This window comes from Marinobacter lacisalsi (assembly GCF_042651045.1).
In the GTDB taxonomy this organism is placed as follows: Bacteria; Pseudomonadota; Gammaproteobacteria; order Pseudomonadales; family Oleiphilaceae; genus Marinobacter; species Marinobacter lacisalsi.
Window position 1 is genome coordinate 317,755 of record NZ_JBHSDI010000010.1, and the last position, 17,627, is coordinate 335,381.

The following is a 17,627-nucleotide window of genomic DNA, read 5'->3' on the forward strand; positions in this document are numbered from 1 at the left end:
CCGCTCAAATCCTGATCAATGCACTCCGGGAGCACCCATGCACATCATTCTGGCCCCCATGGAAGGTCTGGTTGACGCCCCGATCCGTGAGACGCTCTCCGGAGTCGGTGGAATCGACCGCAGTGTGACCGAGTTTATCCGGGTCACCCATGGCATGCTGCCGCCGCGCATTTTCTACAAGTACGCGCCCGAACTGCATAACCAGTGCCGAACCGCATCAGGCACGCCCGTGGCAATACAGTTACTGGGTTCCGATCCCGGGATGATGGGGCTTCATGGCGCCCGTGCCGTGGAGTTGGGCGCCCGGCAGGTGGATATCAACTTCGGTTGTCCGGCCAAAACCGTCAACAGGCACAAGGGCGGCTGCGTGCTGATGCGTGAGCCTGAGCTGATGCACGCTATAGCGGCGGCTGTTCGTGAGGCGGTGCCCGCCCACATTCCGGTGACCGCCAAGATGCGTCTTGGCTATGACGACCGCTCCATGGGGCTTGCCTGTGGCCAGGCCCTGCAGGAGGCCGGTGTCGCCGAGTTGGTCATCCATGCCCGCAGCAAGGTGGATGGCTATAAGCCCCCTGCCTATTGGGAACACATCGCCCGGGTCCGGGAAGCTCTCTCCATTCCGGTCATCGCCAACGGTGAAATCTGGACGGTGGACCAGTACTGGCGGTGCCGCGAGGTCTCCGGCTGTAATGAGGTCATGATCGGTCGCGGTCTGATTGCCCGCCCGGATCTTGCCCGCCAGATCAAGGCCAGCCAGCGAGGCGAGAACGCCACCCCCATGACCTGGCCGGAAGCCGTGGCACTGATCGAGGATTACGCTGCGGCCCTGCAGACCCGACTCGAAGATCGCTTCGTGACCGGCCGCATCAAGCAATGGTTGAACTACCTGCGGATTGGCTTCACTGAAGCCGAACAGCTCTGGCCCCGGGCACGGAAAATCCGGGAAGTGGCACCGATGCTGGCATGCCTCGGCGCCGATGGTCGCGGCCTGAAAGTCGCCTGATGCCATTACCGGTCCTGCCCGGGCGGGGCCGCCACCCCGCACGTTCATAGCCTCCCTGTCTTTATCGTAACCTTCACCGAAGCTCCGGTTGTTATTGATGTTTTGCCGGAACCTTCGGAAAGCCCACCTTGAAGTTACGCCCGCCCGGGTCAAGGGTTATAGCTAGTGTCCCGTGCGGTTAATTCGCTGACCCACTGAGCCACTGAGAGCCTTGAGAGCAAGGCGCGATGGCGAAGGGTTGGCGGCCGGCGCTCCGGTGGTTCCAAATCGAGTCAGCGCAACACAGCTCTCAAGGCTCTCAGTGGCTCCCGAAGGGCGCGACGCTGGGGCCTCTGGCCGGTGTTGCCAGCCCTTGATGTGGAACCACCACACCTGCGGACTGGCGCCTTGGCCAGAGGCCCCAGCGTCACGCAGTAGGTCAGCGAATTAACCGCACGGGACACTAGACATTCCGCTGTTCAGACGGAGGTAAGCCAATGACCGCTGCAAAGGCAAAGGAACGCTCCACCCCAAAGGCATCTGAAAAGCGGGGTACCGCCACCAGGCGCGTGTACCTTGTCGATGGCGCCCGAACGCCGTTTCTGAAGGCCAGAGGGCGGCCGGGGCCTTTCTCACCCGTTGACCTGGCGGTGCAGTGCGGCAGGCCGTTGCTGATGCGCCAGAACATACCCGCCGATGCCTACGATCAGGTGATACTGGGTTGTGTCAACGTGGTGCCTACCGAGATGAACCCGGCCCGGGTTGCCGCGCTGCGCCTGGGGATGGGCGAGGCCATGCCGGCGTTTACCGTGCAGATCAATTGCGGCTCGGGCATGCAGTCCCTGGATACCGCCTACAAGTACATCCGCGAGGGTAGTTCGGATCTTATCCTGGCCGGTGGGACCGAGGCGCTGAGTCATGCGCCCATGGTGCTGAGCCGGGATGCGGTGGACTGGCTGGCCGACTTCAACAGCGCCTCCTCCCCCCAGGACTATGCCCGCCAGGTCACTGATTTCTCACCGGGTGATTTCAAGCCCCGGATCAGCCTCGAGCAGGGGCTGACGGATCCGGTTGTGGGCCTGAGCATGGGGCAGACCGCCGAAGTGCTGGCCCAACAGTTCAATATCAGCCGCAAGGCGGCGGACGAATACGCGGTGAGCAGCCATAAGCGGCTCGCCCGGGCCGTCGATGAGGGCTGGCTTGAAGATGAAGTGATAGCTGCGGTCGCGCCCGACGGCACGCTCTACAAGTACGATGACGGCGTAAGGCCCGACAGCTCCGTGGACAAGCTGGCGGGCCTGAAACCGGTCTTCGAGCCTCCCCATGGCAAGGTCACGGCTGGCAACAGCTCACAGGTGACGGATGGCGCCAGCTGGATGATTCTCGCCTCGGAGGAAGCGGTGAAAAAGTACGGCCTGACGCCCAAGGCAGTCATCGTCGACAGCGAGTGGTCGGCGCTGGATCCGAAGATCATGGGCCTGGGGCCGGTGCTCAGTGCCAGTGCCATCCTCAAGCGGCAGCGCAGTGGACTGAACGACATTGATCTGTGGGAGATCAACGAGGCCTTTGCGGCACAGGTGCTGGCCTGCCTGGAGGCCTGGGATGATCCGGAGTTCAGCCGCGCGGCGTTCGGTACTGACAAGCCGTTGGGGCGGCTGGATCCGGAACGGCTGAACGTGGACGGTGGCGCGGTGGCCATCGGACACCCGGTCGGTACCAGTGGCAACCGTATTGTGTTGCATCTGATGAACGCCCTCCACCGCAAGGGGCTGAAAAAGGGCATCGCCACGGAATGCATCGGCGGCGGACAGTCCGGGGCCATGATGATCGAAGCCCTGTAACGCCATTCAACGTGCAAGTGCCACTTATTTGGTTATCCGGACAGTCTCATACGAGAACCAGGAGGACACGATGACCGGCCATATTCTTCAAGCACTGTCGGCCCGCGAAATGGAAAGGGGCCCCAGTCAACAGACCGAGAGCAATGAATGGAAACACTGGAAGCTGGCCCAGGGTGAGCAGGGTATCGCCTGGCTGACCTTTGATAAACAGGACACCTCTGCCAACGTCGTTTCCACAGAGGTACTGAAGGAGCTGGAAGCTATTCTCCAGAAGCTTGACCAGCAGCCACCCAAAGGGCTGGTGATCCGCTCCACCAAAGCCAGCGGGTTCTGCCTTGGCGCCGATATTGGTGAGTTCAGCAAGCTGGAATCCCGTGACGAGGCAGCAACGAAACTCGGTCGCGCCCATGAGGTGGTGAACCGCCTCGAGAAAGCGCCATACACCACGGTGGCCGTTATCCACGGTGCGTGCCTGGGCGGGGGCTTCGAGCTTGCGTTGGCGTGCAACTACCGTATCGCCATACCTGGCGCCAAGCTCGGTTTCCCGGAAGTGAAGCTGGGTCTTCATCCGGGGCTCGGTGGTACCGCCCGGCTGACCCGGCTGATAGATCCCCTGGAAGCCATGACCCTGATGCTCACCGGCAAGACGGTGCCTCACCACAAGGCGTTAAAGCTGGGCATGGTGGACCAGGTGGTGGAAGAGCGCCATGTGGCGGCAGCGGTTGCCGCAGCGGTAGCCGGCGATATCGATCCGGCCGGGCATGGTCTGCGGGGCAAGGTCCTCAGCACCCGACCGGCGCGGCAGCTGGAAACCCGACAGATGCGTTCAAAGAGTGCCGAAAAGGCGCCACCAGAGCACTATCCGGCACCTGAGGCACTGATCCGTCTGTGGGAGAAGCACGGTGGCGATGACGAGGCAATGCTGCGGGCAGAGGTGGATTCCTTCGCCGAACTGCTGATGACGGATACCACCTCCCGCAATCTGGTTCGGGTGTTTTTCCTGCAGGAACAGATGAAAGGCCTGACACGCACGGGGGCTGAGCCCGTTCATCATGTCCATATCGTGGGGGCCGGTGAAATGGGGGCCGATATCGCTGGCTGGTGTGCCTATAACGGTCTCTGGGTCACGCTCTTCGACATGGAGCCGGAAAAAGTCGCCACCGCGGTGGGCAAACTGGCCGACCTGTGCGACCGCAAACATCGCACCTCGGCGCAACGCCGGGAGATCCTCGACCGGTTGACGCCGGATTTCGGCAATAACGGTGTCGAACATGCGGACCTGGTGCTGGAGGCGGTACCGGAAAAGGTCGAGATCAAGCAGAAAGTCTATGAGGAAGCCGAGCCGCGCATGAAGGACTCGGCCATCCTGGCCACCAACACCTCGAGCATTCCCCTGGAGACCCTTCGTGACAAACTGAAGGACCCCAGTCGACTGGTGGGGCTGCACTTCTTCAATCCGGTGGCGATGATGCCTCTGGTGGAAGTGGTCAGTCATGACAAGGTCAGCGACGACATCGTCAAACGGGCCAGGGCATTCACCGGCCAGATCGATCGCCTGCCGGCGCCGGTCACCACGGCTCCCGGGTTCCTGGTGAACCGTGTACTGACACCCTATCTGGTGGAAGCCATGGTTATGCTGGACGAAGGGATTGCCGCCGAGACCATCGACCGGGAAGCGGAGAAGTTTGGCATGCCCGTCGGTCCCCTGGAACTGGCCGATCAGGTGGGGCTGGATATCTGCCTGAGTGTTGCCAAGATGCTCCGCGAGCGGCTGGAGTCGCCCATGCCGCCTCCGCCGGCCTGGCTGGAAGAGCTCGTGGAAAACGGCGACCTTGGCAAGAAAACAGGCAAGGGGCTATACCATTGGAAAAAGGGTGAAGCCGACAAAAAGGACAAGGTGCCGGATGCGCCCCATGACACCATCGATCGACTGCTATTGCCCATGCTTAACGCCTGCCGGGCATGCCTGCGGGAGCAGGTCATCGAGACTGAGGATCTGGCCGATGGCGCCATGATCTTTGGCGCCGGCTTTGCGCCCTTCCGGGGAGGGCCCATGGCCTACGCCCGGACACGGGGCGCGTCCGACATCCGGCAGTCGCTGGAAACCCTTGCCAGCCGCTACGGCGACCGGTTTGCTCCGGATCCCGGCTGGGCAGAGGACGGCAACGGGCGGTCGTCCGAACCGACGTCACAACAGGCGACCGGCTGATCCGGAACACGCCCCGGCCTGACCGGACGGGACGCTCAGGCTTACGCGGCTTCCATTGTGGGCTGGTACTCGCCCAGGCATGCCCTGCTGTTCAGCCTTGCCCTTTTTAGCAGCGCTGTCTGCGCGGCCTGCCAGTTCTCCGCGTGTCCGGCCCAGGCTTTCTGGGCCGGCTCCTGGAGGGCCCGGCCGTAGGAGAAACCAAGTGTCCAGGGCTGGGCCATCTGATTGATGGCGTTAAGGTTCAGGGTGGCTTCTTCCGGGGTCTGCCCGCCGGACAGGAAATGAATGACGGGAACCGCTGCCGGCACGCAACGCCGGAACGTGCGAAGGGTAAACTCGGCGACCTCTTCCGGGCTGGCCTGCCGGGAATGTTCCTGGCCGGGCGTGATCATGCTGGGTTTCAGGATCATGGTTTCCAGTTGAACCCCATGCCGATAGAGGGCGTTGAATACCGCCCGGATAACTGCCTCGCTGACCTCCGCGCAGCGATCAATGCCATGGCTGCCGTTGATCAGCACTTCCGGTTCGACAATGGGCACCACACCCTGGCACTGACAGATGGCGGCATACCGGGCAAGTACCTCAGCATTGGCCTCGATGGCGGCTGCGCCAGGGTTGTGCTCTGCGATATGGTAGACGCTGCGCCATTTTGCAAAGCGGGCACCAAGCTCCCGGTAGTGTTCCAGGCGTTCTTCCAGCCCGTCCAGCCCGGATGTGATCTCGTCACCCGGTGCGTTCGGCATGGGGCCTTTACCCTTGTCCACCTTGATGCCCGGCACAATGCCCTGATGGGCGGCCACCTGAGGCAGGGGCGTACCGTTGTCGTCGCGCTGGGAAAGGGTTTCCTCATAAAGGATAACACCACTGATGCTCTCGCCCAGGCCGGGAGCAGACAGGATGAGACTGCGATACTGACGGCGGTTTTCTTCCGTGGATTCGACACCGACCGCGCTCAGGCGTTTGGTGATTGTGGCGGTGCTTTCATCGGCGGCCAGAAGCCCTTTGCCGGGTGCGGTCAGTTTGGAAATGGTGTTTTCAAGCTGGTCCTGGAGATTCATGGTCTACTCCCTCTGCCTGGTGTGTTTTGTGCAATGGGATATCCGGATACCTTAACGGATATTGTAGACCGCCGCAGATACAAGTCTGTAATAGTCGGATGGGCGCCGGCGTGGTTTCCTGCCCATTTGTTCCGGCCAGTGGCTTTGCCTCGGCCAGCCCGGTATGTTGTTTCGTGTGGTAGACAGTATTCTTGCAATGATCCCTGCGGGAATTGGCCATGCAGGGCTTCAACAGAAAAGGAAAGTTCATGAAGGTTCTGGTATCGGTGATTCTTGGTGTGAGTCTGATTATCGCAGCCTCCCTGCTGAGGGATGGACTCCAGGAACTGCGTACGGGTGATCGCTATGTCACCGTCAAGGGTGTGGCGGAAAAGGAGGTGACTGCCGACCTGGCACTGTGGCCGATCCGTTTTGCAGCCAGTGGTGATACCCTTGATGCCGCTCGGCAGAAGGCGCGCAGCAGCCGCGACGGCGTTATGGCCTTCCTGTCCCTGCAGGCTATCAGCGAGGAGTCTGTGGAGCTCCAGCGCCTGGACGTGGTGGACACCCAGGCCAATCCCTATCAGCCGGAGCATGGCGCTCGCAAGGTCATTATCAACCAGGTACTGATGGTGCGTACCGAGGAAGTGGAGAAGGTGCGGCAGGCGGCCCAGAACGTCAGTGACCTGGTGGACTCCGGTGTGATCCTGTCCTCCGACTACGGTCCCACTGGCCCGACCTACCTGTTCACGCGGTTGAATGACATCAAGCCGGAGATGATCTCCGAAGCCACGGCAGCGGCCCGGGAGTCCGCTCAGCAGTTTGCCCGGGATGCGGATGCGGAACTGGGCGGCCTGCGTCGGGCCAACCAGGGCGTCTTCCAGATTCTTGCCCGCGATCAGGCGCCAGGCGTAACGGCGGAACAGCAGCCCTTCAAGACGGTGCGGGTGGTATCCACTTTCGATTACTACCTGGAGTAGCCACTGCCGTCAGCCTGACATGGAATCCAGTGATTCCCCGGCGTACTGCTGCTTCAGAAGCGCGATGGCCGATTCGCCATAGTGGTCGAACCAGTACTCGCCCAGGGCCTTCAGGTTGCTGATGTTCTTGCTGGATACATTGTCCATGTCGTCTGCTACCGTCAGCGGAAATCCCGGCATTTTGGCGAGAGGGGAATTCACCCGGATATACTGCCCGGCGGGGCAGAAGGTCATGGCCTGGTAGGCCGACACCTGCTCATTGCCCAGCAGACTGATGATCCTTCCCCGGGTAAACCAGCCGAGCGCTCCCCAGCTTTCGGAATCGCGGCCAGAGACGTAGCGGGTTGGTTTGCCTGTGCCCACCGACAGCACCTGTAGGTTATCAAGGCTGGCACCGTCACAGTGTCGAAGGGCCTCGGCCATGGCGCAGACGCTGGGATTGTTGCTGATAACCCCGCCGTCGATGAGCCAGTCCTGGTCGCCGGTCTCCAGGTAACGAACACGCTTGGTGGGGAAGTAGGTGGGGGCGGCCGAGGAAGCATCCACCACCTCGCTGCTGCGGAGTGACCTGTACTCTGGCTTGGTACTCTTGAGTACCACCGGGTGGTTGCATTCCACCCCGTGGGCGATGGCCAGAACATGTTTGCCGTCCGGCACATCCGCGAGGGTACGGGTACCGAAGTAGTCCCTCAGTACCTTTGTTTTGCCTTTGGCTTCGTACTTGGGGGCATTGATCCCGTCGAGTTCGAACCAGCCCCTGTTCTCGGAAAAGATCGTCTTCGCCAGTTTCGGGTTATACAGCTCCGATATGGTCTCCATGGTGAGGTCCGTGGTAGCCAGGGCCACCGCAATAATGGCTCCGGTACTGGTGCCTGCCCATAGATCAACCGTGGATTTCAGATCCAGGTTGTCCTTTTTCAGTTCCTTTTCCACCAGGGTCAGGAACCGGGCGGAGGCAGCCCCGCGGATGCCTCCGCCGTCCAGAGCAAGAATGGTCTTTTTCATGACACCCTCTTTCGGTGGCAACCTTCCAGGGCTGCCTTTCCCATGAAGTCCCGGTGAGGGGCGCCAAGGATGCGGGCCATGTCGCTATCAACGAGATCCGTTGTCGGATCTGATCCGGAAGATAGCGTAATTGCCGTTGGCCTGGGCGACAAGAATGTCATCCACAAACAGCCGGGATTCAAGGTTGGCAATGGTCTTGCCCTTGTTGACCATCTTGGTCTGGCACACCACCTTGCCCGCAAACACCGGTTTGAAGTAGCTCATCTTGATCTCAATTGTGGCACATACCTGTCCTTCTTCCAGCGTGGGATAGAGGGCAGAACCCATGCCGGTATCGGCCAGTGCATAAAGCACGGCACCATGTGCAACATTATTGGTGTTCATATGCTTGTCGCCAATCCGGATACTGTTGGTACTACAGCCTGGCTCGCTTTCCTCCATGACCATGTCGATAAGGTCCGGAAACGGGTGTTTCATCATGTGCCTTCAACCTTGCCGGGGTATTGTTATTGTCGGTTCACTGCGGCAGAGCCGCTGCGAGAGTATAGAGGATAGTGCGCAAAGGGTTCCGGATAAAGGAAAGACCGGATGACGCTAACCGGTGACCCCGGCGGGGGTCACCAGAGCAACTCAGGAGCTTGCTTCGTCGTCGTAGTGGGGATAGGAGTGCTTCAGGGTGGCATGGTTCAGCAGCATCTCGGCCTTCAGGGTTTCGCCGGACGCGTCATAGATACGTGAACGGACCCAGTAGGATTCGGTGCGTTTGCTCTCGGACAGGGCGACCACTTCCCGCCGGATCAGATAGTCCTCACCCACAAACAGCGGCCCGTCGACCATGCGGATTTCCTGATCGGCAAACAGCCCGACCACTGGATGCTTCACCGGAAAATCCGCCTCTTTGCTGGTGTATTCCGCCAGTACACTGATCATCTCCAGGGGAATCACAGGGCGGCCCCAGGGCGATGACGACTGGTGATACCAGGCTGACGGCTCGGTGATCTTCTCCAGCTTCTGATTCAGGGAAAACGGGTACAGGTTACCCATGTTCTGGTCCGCATCCATGCGCACGTGCTCATCCACCGCCCCCTTCATGCCCACGTGGAGGTCTGACAGGATGACCAGCTTTTCCGGTTCACGCAGGCGTGCCATGCGCTGATCAAGCAGAGTGTCGCCGTCGTCTGGTCCCAGGCTGGCACTGGCTTCCAGCACCGGCGTACCGTCCGCCTTTTCCGCCCAGGCCCGGATTCTGGTGTCTCCAGGACCGGGGCGTTCGATAAAGGCCCGGACACTTTCCCCCTCAACCACCATGTTCTGGAAATGCGCGGAGAAACACCCCCGTTCGAACCAGTCCTGCCCCCAGACTTCCGCGAGCAGAGGCACGAACTGACTGAAATGAGTGGGGCCTTCAATCGGGCCGGCCGTGAAGCCAAGCTTTTCGGCCATGGAGTCATCGTGGATGGAAGTGTGACCACTGTACTCCTGATCCGCCAGCATCTGCCGGGGTTCCCGCAAGGGGCCACAAAGATAGAGTGGGGTGTCAAAGCTCATGGATCGATCCTTATTGTCGGGTTATCCCATACCGAGTTGCTCGGTTTGTTACGCCAGCGTGTAACCATACTCCATCTCCATGGATCGCCAAAGACCTGGTGTACGGGAAACCACTGTGAAATGACCGGCTTCCACCGGGCTCGGCAAACTGCAGCTACCCGTCGAGTCCTTGCCTGAAAGGGGGCGAATGGCAGGCGGCATCAGAGCGGAAACCTCAGGGTTTCACCATCGCCGGGGATGCGCAGCTGGCTGCCAAGGGATTCTCGCTCCCCCAGTGCCCGCAGCTGTTCGCGGGTCACCGGGCAGTGATCCAGCGCTTCAAGATGATTGGCGACGATCACGCCGGTACTGAGCCGGGCGACGGCAGCCACCTCATCGGCACCCATGATAATCTCCCCACCGACATCAAAGCTGGCGCCACCGGCCGGGATCACGCACACGTCCGGTTGATGGTGAAGAATGAAGTCCCTGACGTCGTTGGTCAGTATGGTGTCCCCCGCGATGTAGACCGACGGCTCACCGGGAAACTCCAGGTAAAAGCCAAAACCGTGGGCCATGAAGCGACCGACCAGACCAGTGCCGTGAACGCAGGGTACCGGCGTTACCTCGCCATTCAGCAGTCCCTGGCGGCGCCCGGGCTCCAGCGGTGTTACCGACAGCCCCTTGGCGGACAGGAACGCGGCGTCTCCGCGCATGCAGAACACAGGAATATTGTGCTTTCTGAGCCATTTTGCTCCGGCCCGGTCGAGATGGTCGAAATGGCCCTTCTGGCAGTGCGTGATCAGGCATTGGGTCACGGTGCCCAACTGGGCATCGGCGCCCTGCGGAAGGTCGACCAGCGGATTGCGCCGACGGGCCCGGGTTGCGTACTTCAGCGGAGGGATGGCGCCCATCGGGGCGAGCATCGGGTCAACAAGGATACGGTGTCCGCCAATCTCGACAATCATGGTGGCATTTCTTAACTGGGTAATGTTCATGGTGATCTCCGTCATTGGACATCGCCATTGTGCGGCAGGAATCCGGATTGCTACTATGGCGTAAAATGTCATTAATGATGCGGAAGATGCCATATGCGTATCGGATTGCTCGTCTATCCGGATTGCCTGCCAGCGGGCCTGTTCGGCTTTTCGGATCTGCTTATGGCGGCCAATCTTCGCCTTGGGCATCAGCGGTTTGCCTGCCATTGGCTCAGCGAACGGGGAGGGCCGCTGGCCACCGCCAATGGCCTGTCGCTGGCCACTGAGCCTCTTGCAGAGCGTCCTGTCGACGGGGTGCTCGTTCCGGGAGCCTGGCGGGATACCTCCACTGCACTGAGTGACAAAGACGAGGGGGTGGTCGATGCGCTGACCCACTTACCGTTGGAGACCAGGCTCTGGAGCTACTGTACCGGCGTCTGTCTGGCCGCGCGCACCGGGCGGCTGGACAGTCAGCCGGCCACCACCACCTGGTGGCTGCGGGGCCTGGTCGGTCATCGGTTTCCGGCGGTGAACTGGAAACCTCATCAGACCCTCGTCTATCGCGAGGCATGCGCCACCGCGTCGGGGGTGAACGGTTACCTGCCGCTGGCCCTGGCGTTGCTGGAGGAGCAGTGCGGCGAGTCTCTGGTGGCCGATATCCGGCGGCATATGGTTCTGCCCAGGCCAGAGGGCCGCCATACGCCGTTACAGGATGTGCCCGGCCTGCTTCACCACGGTGGTTGGATGCGCACACTGGTCCAGACCATTGAAGGGATACCGGCCGGCGAACTGGACACAGCGCGCCTTGCCGCAGCGATGAATACGTCGGCCCGCACCCTGCAACGCCGTGTGTTGCGGGAGAGCGGTTACCGATGTGGGGAGCTGATGCGGCTGGTGAAACTCAATCAGGTTGGCGAACAACTGATCACTACGGATAACCCGTTGGCCGTTATCGGTCATGTGTTGGGGTTCCCGGATGAAGCGAGTCTCAGGAGGAGCTTCCGGCAGGTTACCGGAATGACACCGGGAGGCTACCGGGAACATTTTGCCCGTCACCCGCTGTGGTGAAGCGAGCCCCCGGGAGCCACATCAAGGCGTTATTTCACTTCGATACGATTGGTGACCCGCTCGATGTCAGCGTGCTCCCTGACCAGGTCTTCCGCCCGTTGTCGCTGGGAGCTTTTTTCCACAAAGCCCTCCAGGAGGATACGATTGTCACCAACGGTCACATCGATCGCGGAGCCGGCCAGGTCCTCGGCCTCCAGCAATACGGCCTTCAGCCTGACTGCCTCAGCGTTGTCCTGCTCAGCCGTGCTGCCCGAACCGTCGCCCGGGAAACCGGCGCAGCCGCTGATAATGAGCAGCCAAAGCAGCAAGACCGTATTACGCCAGTCAGCTTTCATCGTTGTCGGCTCCATCGCTGCCATCCTCCTGATTGTCAATGGCTTCCCGGGAGCGACTGGCCAGACCATCGCAGTAGGGAACTTCATCGCCGGCGCCCAGGTCGAGCAGAGGTACCAGGGCCGCAACGGGCGCCGCCACGGCGGCAAGGAGTGCACTGCCGCCCGCCCTTAACGCCAGTTCTCCCTTTTCCAGTCCCGGATCAACGTTGTTAAAGGTGCCGCCCAGGTGGAGAGGTGTGCGCGCGGAGAGCACGCTGGGGTCCTTGGGGTGGGCCTCAATGGTGATATCCAGCCGTTCATTGTTCATATTGACGGTGCCGGTGCCGGTAAACGTGGTGTCTGATGTATCCACCGCAAAGGTATCAAGATCAACGACGCCGTCGCGGGTTTGCAGGTCCATGTAGGCGCAGTCGATGGGGAGAGGATCGCGGCCACCGAGCCAGCTGAGGAACGATTGTGAGGCGTCCAGTCCTGCCAGTTCCACCAGCAGGGCGTTCAGCTTGCCCTGGGTCATCAGCAGGACCACACCGCCATCAGCGGAGCCCAACAGCCCGGCCACTGACGAGCCGGTGACCCAGAATTTGCCCTGGCCGCCGATGGTACCAACGCTGCCTTCAGCGATCGGCCATTCGCGCAGGGCCTTGTTGAGATCAACTGCCCTGACTTCCAGCTGCATGGTTCCCTCGGGCTGGTCCGGTTTTACGTCCAGATCGAGATTGAAGTCCACGCGTCCGTCACCAACGCCGAACCGAACGGGATCGAAAACCGCCTGACCATCGTTCAGTGAAAAGTCGATTACAACGTCGCTCAAGGGGATGTCCGCCGCGCGCACCGACTTGCCCCGATAGCGGACATCCGCATTGAGCTTGCGCCAGTTATCGGAAAGGAGCGGATCGTCGGGCAGAACAAAACGGTCGCCGGAGGCATCGGCTGCCCCGTTGGTACCCGATGATTCGGGATCCTTACCAACCAGGCCGCCTAGATCCTCAAGCTCCAGGGATCGTGAATTCAGTTCCGCCGACAATTGAGGCGGGCGGGAACCGGTATCAAAGAAGATCTGACCGCCAACATCACTATTGCCGATTTCGCCTGCGAGGTTGGTAAAGGCCCAGCGCTCATTCTCCAGCGTCAGGTCACCGGACACCGAGTACCGGGGAAGCTCTGGCAGGGGTAGCCCCAACAGGCGCGTCAGACGATGAGGATTGGGGCCCTCCAGGTGGAGGCGAAGGTCCAGGCCCTTTAATGCCAGAGGCCGGAGTATGGCTCCCCGGATCTCAATCCGGCTGTCTACGATATCGCTTGACAGGTCCAGGGTGTAGGGGCGGTCCGGGTCGCGGGCATCCAGCAGGGGGGCGCCACGAAACGTCAGGGAAAAGGGTGCCCCGTCGTATTGGCCTTCACCGTCAATATGGAAGGTCTGCTCACCGGCATCCAGCCCCCGAGTTTGCAGGCTCAGGGTCATATCGGTCGCCGTTTCGGAATCACTGAACTGCAGCGTTGACGGTTCAAAAGCCAGCCGGCCGACAAAGGGCAGAAGGACACCATCCTCCTGTTGCCCGCCCGGTGATGCCCCGGTGATTTCCACGTCGAGCTGCCCGGACAGCCTGCCAAGGCGATCCTCAATGGCGGTAAAGGTATCGCCGACCCTGCTCAGGGAGATAGCGTCAAACTGTGCCTTGATAGTGCCGGAGGCGGGCTGGTCGGTGGCGTCCAGCTTCAGGCTGCTGTCCCAGGATCCGCCACCGATCGTGAAGGACAGTGGCGAGATGGCCAGTTTGCCTTCCTGCAGGCTGGCGACCACGTCGAGGTTGGCCAGTTCCGATTTGTTGGGCAGCACCAGCGTCTCCGCCTGCAGGGCCAGCTGGCCATCGAATTCCCGCAGGGCTGACACTGGTGACTCGTTTACAGCAGATTCGTCACCGCTAGTGGCAGCACCGGACTCCCCGTTATCAGCGATAAACCGGGCAAGTTCGATCCTCCCGGCGTCCAGGTCGATGTTTACCCGAGGCCGATCGGCATGGGTGTAGTGGACCTCGCCGGCCACCTCAGTGACACCGACGTGGCCGTCCAGGTCTGTCGCGGACCAGCGTTGATTGTCCCGGCTCAGGTGACCGGAAATTCGGTAGTCTGGCAATGGCGGTAGCACCGGCCCGATCCATCGCTCAAGGTCCCGTCCGTCCGTTCCCCTGAGTACCAGTTGCCCGGCAAAGGTCCCGGGGGAGAGGATCGCCCCGAGTCGGGTATCAGCCCATGCCGACAGCTCACCGGATTGAGCCTGTGCCTGCAGCGGGTAGGCTTCCAGTCCGTCCCGCAGTTGCGGAAGAGGGGCGCCCTCGATGGTCAGTTCCAGCGGCTTGCCCTGAAACCGGCCGGCCACGGAAAGCACCGGAGCTGATCGTTCGCCGGACCGGTCCAGGGCGAAGTCCAGATCGCTGGCGGGCCCGGCCACCTTGTCGGCCGTCTGGTAGGATGCCTGCGCCTTTGCGATGACCAGATTATCGAGTAGCTTCCCAGTGTCCAGGGAGGGCGATTGTGCAATCCGGTCAAGGCTGAGGTCCAGCTCGGCGTCGAGGATATGGCCTGCTTTCTGACCCATCCCCAACGGGTGCAGATCCATCTCCCGGCCCCGAGCCTTTACTTCGGCGGTAATGAATTCAGGGCTGCTGGTCAGGCTTGCGGTGGCCTCGATCTGACCTCCCACGACGTCAAACGTCAGGTTGTCCAGAATCAACCGGTGCCGGGCCAGGTCAATGTTGGCTTTGACGCTGTCCAGGGTCGCCGGCTGAAGTATCACCTGGTCCACCGTTAGCTGTAGGTCGCCTGCCATTACCGGCAGCACCGGGACAGACAAGCCACCTTTATCGGAGGGTTCCGGTGGTTTGGGCATTGCCGCCAGGAATTGGGGAACATTGACCGAGGGCGAGTGCAGCTTGCCCTCCAGGCTGGGCGGACCTGACCCGGTATCGAGGCGCAGGTGACCGGATAGGCCGATGTCGTTTATCCGGGCCTGCAGGTCGTTCAGCCGCCATTGGCCATTGCCGGTGCCTGCCTGGTAACCGGCCGAGAGTGAGACCGGCAACCCCTGGCCCTCGTTGCCAGTGCCGGTTCTGACCACGGCCTCCAGGGCAAGACTGTTCCCGGAAATCGTCAGTGACGGTAACGACAGAACCCGCGGGATGTCGGCTCCCGGTGCGAGATAGCGAATCTCTGCTTGCGTTGCGCTGAACTGCCGGATGGTGATGGGTGGCCCATTGTCGTCCCCGTTCTGCGGGTTTTGATCGCCGTCTTCGCCGGCTGCAGTCATCGCTGGCATGACCCAGTTGCCGGGTTGCTGATCCCGACCCTCCAGGTGTAGGACCGGGTTTTCAGCATGGATGTCGTCCAGGACCAGATCCCCACTGAGCAGGCTGGTCATCGAGGGTGTGAGCTCAAGGTTGCGGATCGTCGCCATGACGGGCACCTGCGCCCAAGTGGTATTGGCGAAGGCGAGTTGCTCCAGTTCGATATGAGGGCGGGGCAGCAGGCTGAGGGACACATCGCCCCGTATCTCCAGTTGGCGACCAGTGGCTGCTTCAACGCGTTCAGTGATGGGGGCCTTGAGGAAGTTCCACGGCATCAGCTCCACCGCAACAACCGCGATGACGAGCAAACCAGCTATGCCCGCCAAACCCCATCGCAGTGTCCTGAACAGTGCCTTTGGCATGGTTGAGAGGTCCTTCTGTCAATCCTCCTCTCAACATAGTCAAAGTGGGCATGGGTGGCCAGGGAAGCACGAAAGCGGCGGATGACATCGATGGAAAGGTTTCAGCCTTGCGGATTATGACTCGCCAGTTCCGGGAAAAGCTCTGCCAGGGCACTCCGCATACGCCTGACGTGACTGCCGGGCCAGTAGGTCCGGCCACATCCCGGGCAGGCGAGAAAGGGGCCTGGCAGGGTTCTTGACTGCTTTGGCACCTGCGTAGCAACCTCATGCGAGGTGGCGGCCCTGAGCCGGGTATTGCAGATCAGGCACCGGTTGAACAGATCGTCCGTTGGCCCGATACCATATTGCTCTGCAACTTCACCCAGTTGCGCCAGTGGTCTGCCGGACGTGACCAGCAGGCCGCGACGGGGGCGGAGGTAGGTAATCAGGTGGCGGTCACGGGTCAGCAGGATGCGGGACTCGTTGTCGGCCAGGGCCACGAGGTCATGGTCATCAACACCCGGCTGGTAGACTGTGTCAAATCCGAGTGCCCGCAGCCACCGGGCCAGACGGCCAAGCATGGCGTCTAGCGCGAACGCTGGCGGGGACGGGCTGATGGAAGTCACAGGCCCAGCTCATCGCTGAACAGGACATTGCCGAGACCCAGCACAATACGGTCTATGGTGTCCTCGTCAGGGCCCCCGGGTTCGGTACCGACTTCTTGGCGAACCGTGTAAAGCAGGTCCAGCAATCGTATCACCAGGTCTACCGGCGCGAAGTGATCCGGCGAGTCGGCTATCCACCGGTGAGCGTAGGTAAGGGCGCAGTCGACTATCATCGTCCTGGAAAGGCCCAGGCCCTCCGTGGTGAGGTGGTGAGCGGACTCGTACCGCTCTTCCCGTTCGAGCCTCAGGGCCTCCTTGCACAGCTCACGGGACTGTTCCGGCGATGACGGGTTCCGCATCAGGGCGGCCAGCCTGAGCTCCACCGTTCCTTCCTGTTGCTGTTCCTCGTATTCATGCTGTACCGCATCGCGGGCCAGGGGCAGGAACTTCCTGACGGCATTATGTCTTGCCTGCTCAATGTCGGCCTGCTCGGCTGTGGTGACCAGCGTGGAGACAAGCTGAAGGCAGTGGAGGAGGTATTCCCAGAGTTCAGGGGGGATGGATTCCGGCTCGGCCGGCAACACCCGACATACAGACGAGAATTCGAAGTAGAGGCTGGTGATCTCGTGTTCCGGGAAACCGGAGCAGTGGACGATACGTGCCAGACCCACGCGATCCATATCGGCCAGTAGATGCGGGGCCAGCAGCAGAGCGTAGTGTCGGGCACCTGTGGACAATGGCTTCTCGATAACAATTACCTCTGGTTCCGCCGTTTTTCCGGGACACTAGAAGTTTATACCCTGGACGGGCGCTGACAACCTGATCCGGGTAACCGTGGCCTTCTGGTACACAACACGGTACGCAATTCTGCAAAGCCGAATTACCCGAACAACGTGATTCCTTTACTGAGGATTCCCGTGTTACCGGGTCCATGGGCTGTGATCTGCTCCTGCGGTACTCTCGCCGCAAGATCCGGTCTCCAGAGGGCCGGACTTTATTGTCTGCCGTTGTGAACATGCTGTCGGGCAGAAAACGCGAAGGAGTTGGCGGGCCGGGAAGGCCCGCAGGCTTCGGACGACGTGCGGGGCAGCTATCCATAGTGGACGTTGGGCCTGTCCCGGGCGGGGTAGTGTGCCTTAACACAAGTTTGTCGACTGTCAGAGCCCGCCATGCCCCACAGGCCAAGGCGCGACTCGCCGGTAAGGGTGGTTCCCTTGCCAAGAGGCGCAACACCGGCCTGAGGGGCATGGCGGGCTCCCGCAGGGCGAGCCTGTGTGAACGTTGGGCTGTGTTGCACTCGCTTGAATTGGCCCACCAGTCCTGCACTCGTGCGCCTTGCCCAACGTTCACACAGGCTCGCTGACAATCGACAAACTTGT

General features: G+C 61.3%; 14 protein-coding genes. 5 read left to right on the forward strand and 9 right to left on the reverse strand.

What is annotated here, in order from left to right; genetic code table 11:
• The first annotated feature begins 37 nt into the window (after window positions 1-37).
• From ACFOZ5_RS07295 to ACFOZ5_RS07305, 3 genes are all read left to right on the forward strand, one after another.
• Window positions 38-1,003: a tRNA-dihydrouridine synthase gene (locus ACFOZ5_RS07295; protein WP_379886357.1), complete on the forward strand. Its 966-nt coding sequence runs from the start codon at window positions 38-40 to the stop codon at window positions 1,001-1,003.
• A 476-nt stretch (window positions 1,004-1,479) separates the two neighbouring features.
• Window positions 1,480-2,823: an acetyl-CoA C-acetyltransferase gene (locus ACFOZ5_RS07300; RefSeq protein ID WP_379886358.1), complete on the forward strand. Its 1,344-nt coding sequence runs from the start codon at window positions 1,480-1,482 to the stop codon at window positions 2,821-2,823.
• 70 nt (window positions 2,824-2,893) lie between these two features.
• Window positions 2,894-5,032, forward strand: coding sequence for a 3-hydroxyacyl-CoA dehydrogenase NAD-binding domain-containing protein (locus tag ACFOZ5_RS07305; protein ID WP_379886359.1), 2,139 nt, complete (start codon window positions 2,894-2,896; stop codon window positions 5,030-5,032).
• Window positions 5,033-5,073: 41 nt separating this feature from the next.
• Here the strand turns inward: ACFOZ5_RS07305 and ACFOZ5_RS07310 are convergent, their stop codons facing one another.
• A complete protein-coding gene (locus tag ACFOZ5_RS07310) occupies window positions 5,074-6,090 on the reverse strand; it encodes a class I fructose-bisphosphate aldolase (RefSeq protein WP_379886360.1) in 1,017 nt (338 codons plus the stop codon).
• Window positions 6,091-6,338: 248 nt separating this feature from the next.
• On the opposite strand from ACFOZ5_RS07310, the gene ACFOZ5_RS07315 reads away from it, so the two are divergent.
• Window positions 6,339-7,049: an SIMPL domain-containing protein gene (locus tag ACFOZ5_RS07315; RefSeq protein ID WP_379886361.1), complete on the forward strand. Its 711-nt coding sequence runs from the start codon at window positions 6,339-6,341 to the stop codon at window positions 7,047-7,049.
• Window positions 7,050-7,058: 9 nt separating this feature from the next.
• Here the strand turns inward: ACFOZ5_RS07315 and ACFOZ5_RS07320 are convergent, their stop codons facing one another.
• From ACFOZ5_RS07320 to ACFOZ5_RS07335, 4 genes are all read right to left on the reverse strand, one after another.
• Window positions 7,059-8,054 (reverse strand): patatin-like phospholipase family protein, encoded by a 996-nt coding sequence (locus ACFOZ5_RS07320; protein ID WP_379886362.1) that lies wholly within the window; start codon window positions 8,052-8,054, stop codon window positions 7,059-7,061.
• Between the two features lie 87 nt (window positions 8,055-8,141).
• Window positions 8,142-8,534 (reverse strand): PaaI family thioesterase, encoded by a 393-nt coding sequence (locus ACFOZ5_RS07325; protein ID WP_379886364.1) that lies wholly within the window; start codon window positions 8,532-8,534, stop codon window positions 8,142-8,144.
• Window positions 8,535-8,684: 150 nt separating this feature from the next.
• A complete protein-coding gene (locus tag ACFOZ5_RS07330; RefSeq protein WP_379886365.1) occupies window positions 8,685-9,602 on the reverse strand; it encodes a hypothetical protein in 918 nt (305 codons plus the stop codon).
• Between the two features lie 200 nt (window positions 9,603-9,802).
• On the reverse strand, window positions 9,803-10,579 hold the full coding sequence (locus tag ACFOZ5_RS07335; RefSeq protein WP_379886366.1) for an MBL fold metallo-hydrolase: 777 nt from the start codon (window positions 10,577-10,579) through the stop codon (window positions 9,803-9,805).
• A 93-nt stretch (window positions 10,580-10,672) separates the two neighbouring features.
• Here ACFOZ5_RS07335 and ACFOZ5_RS07340 point away from each other — a divergent pair, with 93 nt between their 5' ends.
• Window positions 10,673-11,626 carry a GlxA family transcriptional regulator gene (locus tag ACFOZ5_RS07340; RefSeq protein WP_379886367.1) on the forward strand — a complete coding sequence of 318 codons (954 nt, stop codon included), beginning with the start codon at window positions 10,673-10,675 and terminating at the stop codon, window positions 11,624-11,626.
• 29 nt (window positions 11,627-11,655) lie between these two features.
• On the opposite strand, the gene ACFOZ5_RS07345 is transcribed toward ACFOZ5_RS07340, so the two are convergent.
• The 4 genes from ACFOZ5_RS07345 to ACFOZ5_RS07360 all read right to left on the reverse strand — a co-directional run bounded on the left by ACFOZ5_RS07345 (window position 11,656) and on the right by ACFOZ5_RS07360 (window position 16,985).
• Entirely contained in the window at window positions 11,656-11,961 is a 306-nt protein-coding gene (locus ACFOZ5_RS07345) for a BON domain-containing protein (RefSeq protein WP_379886368.1), read from the reverse strand.
• Window positions 11,951-15,664 (reverse strand): AsmA family protein, encoded by a 3,714-nt coding sequence (locus ACFOZ5_RS07350; protein WP_379886369.1) that lies wholly within the window; start codon window positions 15,662-15,664, stop codon window positions 11,951-11,953. Before ACFOZ5_RS07350 ends, ACFOZ5_RS07345 begins: the two co-directional genes overlap by 11 nt.
• Before the next feature lie 101 nt (window positions 15,665-15,765).
• Window positions 15,766-16,269 (reverse strand): Mut7-C RNAse domain-containing protein, encoded by a 504-nt coding sequence (locus tag ACFOZ5_RS07355; RefSeq protein WP_379886370.1) that lies wholly within the window; start codon window positions 16,267-16,269, stop codon window positions 15,766-15,768.
• Window positions 16,266-16,985 carry a hypothetical protein gene (locus ACFOZ5_RS07360; RefSeq protein ID WP_379886371.1) on the reverse strand — a complete coding sequence of 240 codons (720 nt, stop codon included), beginning with the start codon at window positions 16,983-16,985 and terminating at the stop codon, window positions 16,266-16,268. Before ACFOZ5_RS07360 ends, ACFOZ5_RS07355 begins: the two co-directional genes overlap by 4 nt.
• Between the last annotated feature and the right edge of the window lie 642 nt (window positions 16,986-17,627).

Coding starts and splice junctions, on each gene's coding strand:
- ACFOZ5_RS07335 (WP_379886366.1), bottom strand. CDS start 10,579: ATGAACATTACCCAGTTAAGAAATGCCACCATGATTGTCGAGATTGGC.
- ACFOZ5_RS07350 (WP_379886369.1), bottom strand. CDS start 15,664: ATGCCAAAGGCACTGTTCAGGACACTGCGATGGGGTTTGGCGGGCATA.
- ACFOZ5_RS07305 (WP_379886359.1), top strand. CDS start 2,894: ATGACCGGCCATATTCTTCAAGCACTGTCGGCCCGCGAAATGGAAAGG.
- ACFOZ5_RS07345 (WP_379886368.1), bottom strand. CDS start 11,961: ATGAAAGCTGACTGGCGTAATACGGTCTTGCTGCTTTGGCTGCTCATT.
- ACFOZ5_RS07330 (WP_379886365.1), bottom strand. CDS start 9,602: ATGAGCTTTGACACCCCACTCTATCTTTGTGGCCCCTTGCGGGAACCC.
- ACFOZ5_RS07340 (WP_379886367.1), top strand. CDS start 10,673: ATGCGTATCGGATTGCTCGTCTATCCGGATTGCCTGCCAGCGGGCCTG.
- ACFOZ5_RS07315 (WP_379886361.1), top strand. CDS start 6,339: ATGAAGGTTCTGGTATCGGTGATTCTTGGTGTGAGTCTGATTATCGCA.
- ACFOZ5_RS07325 (WP_379886364.1), bottom strand. CDS start 8,534: ATGATGAAACACCCGTTTCCGGACCTTATCGACATGGTCATGGAGGAA.
- ACFOZ5_RS07310 (WP_379886360.1), bottom strand. CDS start 6,090: ATGAATCTCCAGGACCAGCTTGAAAACACCATTTCCAAACTGACCGCA.
- ACFOZ5_RS07295 (WP_379886357.1), top strand. CDS start 38: ATGCACATCATTCTGGCCCCCATGGAAGGTCTGGTTGACGCCCCGATC.
- ACFOZ5_RS07300 (WP_379886358.1), top strand. CDS start 1,480: ATGACCGCTGCAAAGGCAAAGGAACGCTCCACCCCAAAGGCATCTGAA.
- ACFOZ5_RS07320 (WP_379886362.1), bottom strand. CDS start 8,054: ATGAAAAAGACCATTCTTGCTCTGGACGGCGGAGGCATCCGCGGGGCT.